This window comes from Paractinoplanes rishiriensis (assembly GCF_016862375.1).
In the GTDB taxonomy this organism is placed as follows: domain Bacteria; phylum Actinomycetota; class Actinomycetes; order Mycobacteriales; family Micromonosporaceae; genus Actinoplanes; species Actinoplanes rishiriensis.
In genome coordinates, this window is record NZ_BOMV01000141.1 from 1 (window position 1) to 4,826 (window position 4,826).

Consider the following 4,826-nt stretch of genomic DNA (forward strand, 5'->3'; position numbering starts at 1 on the left):
GGGTCGCGCGGCGCGCGCTGCGGCGTGCCGTTGTCCTCGGTGCCGTACTCGGGGGCGGGCAGCTTTGCCCGGTCGACCTTGCCGTTGACCGTCAGCGGGATCTCGTCGAGCACCACCACGGCCGCCGGCACCATGTACTCCGGCAACGTCTCCGCGACGGCAGCGCGGAGCACGGCCGGGTCGGGCTGAGCGCCGGTCACATAGCCGACCAGCGCCTCCTCGCGTACGACCACCACCGCCCGGCCGACACCGGCCTGAGCGGCCAGGGCGGCCTCGACCTCGCCGAGCTCGATCCGGAAGCCGCGCACCTTGACCTGGTCGTCGGCCCGGCCGACGAACTCCAGCACCCCGGACCCGGTCCAGCGCACCACGTCGCCGGTGCGGTACATCCGCGAGCCGGCCGGGCCGAACGGATCGGCGACGAACCGCTCACCGGTCAGCGCCGGCCGGCCCAGGTAGCCGCGGGCCAGACCCGCCCCGGCGACGTAGAGCTCGCCGGCCGGAGCCGGCAGCAGGCCGTCGTCCAGCACGTACAGCCGGGTGCCGGCGAAGGGCCGGCCGATCGGCACCGGACCCGGCTCGACCGGCGTGCCCGGCTCGATCCGGTACTCCATGCAGTTGACCGTGGTCTCGGTCGGACCGTACGCGTTGATCACCAACGCCTGCGGATGCCGCTCCCGCCACCGCTGCACCGCCGAACCCAGCAACTGCTCGCCACCCAGAATCAGCGTGTCCGACGGCGACACATCCGCCGGCAGCGAATCCAACAACGGCAGGTGGCTCGGCGTCGCCTTGACGAACGACGGCTGCGGCACCGCCGACAGGTCGTCACTCAGCTCCGCCAGATAGACGCAGCCACCCGACACCAGCGGCGTGAACAACGCCGTCACCGTCAGGTCGAACGCCACCGACGAATGCACCAGGGCCGAACCGGCGGCGGCCGGGTAGGCCGCCCCGGACCGGGTCAGGTAGGCGCCCACCGCGCCGTGCGGCACCTGCACGCCCTTCGGCCGCCCGGTCGAGCCGGACGTGTAGATGACGTACGCGACCTGCTCCGCCCGTGGCTCGGGCAGGCTGACCTCCGGCGCCGCGGAGGTGTCCAGACCGGCCAACTCGTCCGCGGACAGCACCAGCACGGGAGCCGCGTCGTCGAGCACGAATCGCACCCGGTCGGCCGGGTAGTCGACGTCGATCGGAACGTAGCCGCCGCCGGCTCGCCACACCGCGAGCAACGCCACCACGAGATCCACCGAACGCGGCAGCATCACCGCGACCAGCGACTCGCGGCCCACACCGCGCGACACCAGCCACCGCGCCAGGTTGTCGACTCGCGCCGAAAGCTGCGCGTAGGACAACACCTCGTCGCCGGCGGCCACGGCGGGCGCCTGGGGCGTGGCCGCGACCTGCCGGGCGAACAGCTCCGGCGCCAGCACGGCCGGCTCGGCCGCCGGGCCGGTGCCGGCGGCCAGCAGGCGGGCCCGCTCGTCGGCGCCGAGCACGTCCACCCCGGCCAGCGGCGCGTCCGGGTCGGCGACGACCGCGGTCAGCAGGCGCTGCAGGCGCTCGGTGACCGCCTCGACGGTGGACCGGTCGAACAGCTCGGTGCTGAACTCGAGGATGCCGCCCAGCACGCCGAACTGCTCGCCCTCCTCGGCCGGGAACTGCGCGAAGCGGAACAGCAGGTCGAACTTGGCCGACGCGGAGCCGACCATCTCGCCGTCGATCCGCAGGCCGGGCAGGTGACCGACGGCGTCCTGGACGATCCGCTGGTCGGTGTTCTGGAACACGAGCCGGACCTGGAACAGCGGGTTGCGGCCCAGCTCCCGCTCCGGGTTCACGGCCTCGACCAGCCGCTCGAACGGGAGGTCCTGGTTCGCGTACGCGGCCAGGTCGGTCTCCCGCACCCGGCCGAGCAATTTCCGGAAGCTCGGGTTGCCCGCGGTGCTGGTGCGCAGCACCAGGGTGTTGATGAAGAAACCGACCAGCTCGTCGACCGCGTCGTCGGTGCGGCCCGCGATCGGCGTGCCGATCGGGATGTCGGTGCCGGCCCCGAGACGGGTGAGCAGCGCAGCCAGCGCGGCCTGGACCACCATGAACAGCGTGGTGCCGGTCTCCCGGGCCATTGCGGCCAGGCCGGCGTGCAGGCCCGGCTCGATGCCGAACGCGACGGACTCGCCGTGGTAGGACGCGACGCCGGCCGGACGCGGCCGGTCGAACGGCAGGCTCAGCTGCTCGGGCAGGCCGCCCAGAGCGTCGGTCCAGTAGGCCAGTTGCGACCGGATCAGGCTCTGCTCGTCGTGCTCGTCACCCAGCACCGCACGCTGCCAGAGCGTGTAGTCGGCGTACTGCACCGGCAGCGGCGACCAGCCGGGCACAGTTCCGGTGCAGCGGGCGTGGTAGGCCACGGTCAGGTCCCGGGCCAACCGGCCCATCGACCAGCCGTCACACGCGATGTGGTGCACCAGCAGCAACAGCACGAACTCGTCCGGACCGAGCCGGAACAGGCTCACCCGCACCGGCAGCTCACCGGCCAGGTCGAACGGGTGGTCGGCGGCCTCCCGCAGCCGGTGCGGCACCTCGTCGGCGGTCGCGTCGGCGACGGTCAGCACCGGCGTGACCCGCGTCGCCGGGAGCACGACCTGGACCGGTCCGGAGGCGTCCTCGGCGAAGACCGTGCGCAGGCTCTCGTGCCGGGCGATCACATCACCCAACGCGGCCCGCATCGCGTCCACATCCACCGTGCCGTGCAGCCGCAGACCCACCGGCATGTTGTACGTCGCGGACGGCCCCTCCAGGCGGTGCAGGAACCACAGCCGCTGCTGCGCGAACGACAGCGGCACCCGCTCCGGACGCGGCACCACGGCCTCCACCCGGCCCCGCGCGGCGCTGTGCGCATCCAGGCGACGGCTGAGCTCACCCGGCGTGCGGGCCTCAAACAATTGCCGCACCGGCATCTCCACACCGAGCGCCGACCGGATCTTGCTGATCAGCCGGATCGCCAGCAGCGAATGCCCACCCAGATCGAAGAACGAATCGTCCACACCCACCTCGGCCACCCCGAGGATCTCAGCGAACAACCCGCACAGAATCTCCTCACGCGGATCCCGCGGCGCCCGCTGCGGCGACCCGTCCTGCTCCGGCCCGAAGTCGGGGGCAGGAAGCTTCGCCCGGTCGACCTTGCCGTTGACCGTCAACGGGATCTCGTCCAGCACCACCACGGCCGCCGGCACCATGTACTCCGGCAACGTCTCCGCGACGGCAGCGCGGAGCACGGCCGGGTCGAGCCGCGCACCGGCCACCGGCTGGACGTAGCCGACCAGCGCGTCCTCGCGGACGACCACCACCGCCCGGCCGACACCCGTCTGACCGGCCAGCGCCGCCTCGACCTCGCCCAGCTCGATCCGGAAGCCGCGCACCTTGACCTGGTCGTCGGCCCGGCCCACGAACTCCAGCAGCCCGGACCGGTTCCACCGCACGACATCGCCGGTGCGGTACATCCGCGAGCCGGCCGGGCCGAACGGATCGGCCACGAACCGCTCACTCGTCAGGCCCGGACGACCCAGGTAGCCCCGGGCGAGACCGGCACCGGCGACGTAAAGCTCACCGGTGAACGCCGGCAGCAGGCCCTCATCCAGCACGTAGACGCGGGTATCGGCGAACGGGCGGCCGATCGGCACCGGACCCGGACCCACCGGCGCACCCGGCTCGATCCGGTACTCCATGCAGTTGACCGTGGTCTCGGTCGGACCGTACGCGTTGATCACCAACGCCTGCGGATGCCGCTCCCGCCACCGCTGCACCGCCGAACCCAGCAACTGCTCGCCACCCAGAATCAGCGTGTCCGACGGCGACACATCCGCCGGCAACGAATCCAACAACGGCAAATGGCTCGGCGTCGCCTTGACGAACGACGGCTGCGGCACGGCGGACAGGTCGTCGCTCAGCTCCGCCAGGTAGACGCAGCCACCCGACACCAGCGGCGTGAACAGCGCCGTCACCGTCAGGTCGAACGCCACCGACGAATGCACCAGGGCCGAACCCGACGCCGCCGGATAGGCCTGGCCGGAACGCGTCAGATACGCACCGACCGCGCCGTGCGACACCACCACACCCTTCGGCCGGCCCGTCGAACCCGACGTGTAGATGACGTACGCGACCTGCTCCGCCCGTGGCTCGGGCAGGCTGACCTCCGGCGCCGCGGAGGTGTCCAGACCGGCCAGCACGTCCGCGGACAGCACCAGCACCGGCGCCGCGTCCGCCACGACATACCGCACCCGGTCGGCCGGGTAGTCGACGTCGATCGGCACATAGGCCCCGCCGGCCCGCCACACCGCGAGCAACGCCACCACGAGATCCACCGAACGCGGCAGCATCACCGCGACCAGCGACTCACGGCCCACCCCCCGCGACACCAGCCACCGCGCCAGATCGTCCACGCGGGCCGAGAGCTGCTCGTAGGACAGGCTCACCCCACCGCAGACCACCGCCGGCGCCCGCGGCGTGGCAGCGACCTGCCGGCGGAACAGCTCCGGCGCCAGCACAGCCGGCCCGGCCACCGGGCCGGTGCCCGCCTCCAGGACCATGGCCCGCTCGTCCGCGCCGAGCATCTCCACCTGGCCCAGCGGCAGGTCGGGGTCGGCCACCACCGCGGTCAGCAGGCGCAGCAGCCGCTCGGTGACCCCCTCGACGGTGACCCGGTCGAACAGCTCGGTGCTGAACTCCAGAATGCCGCCCAGCTGGGGGCCGTCCGCCGAGGGCAGCTCGGCGAACCGGAACAGCAGGTCGAACTTGGCCGCCTCGATGCCGACCGCTTCACCCGACAGGCT

At 72.6% G+C, this 4,826-nt stretch carries 1 protein-coding gene; it reads right to left on the reverse strand.

What is annotated here, in order from left to right:
* On the reverse strand, positions 1 to 4,826 hold a 4,826-nt coding region (locus Ari01nite_RS49155), incomplete at both ends, for a non-ribosomal peptide synthetase (protein WP_203791633.1).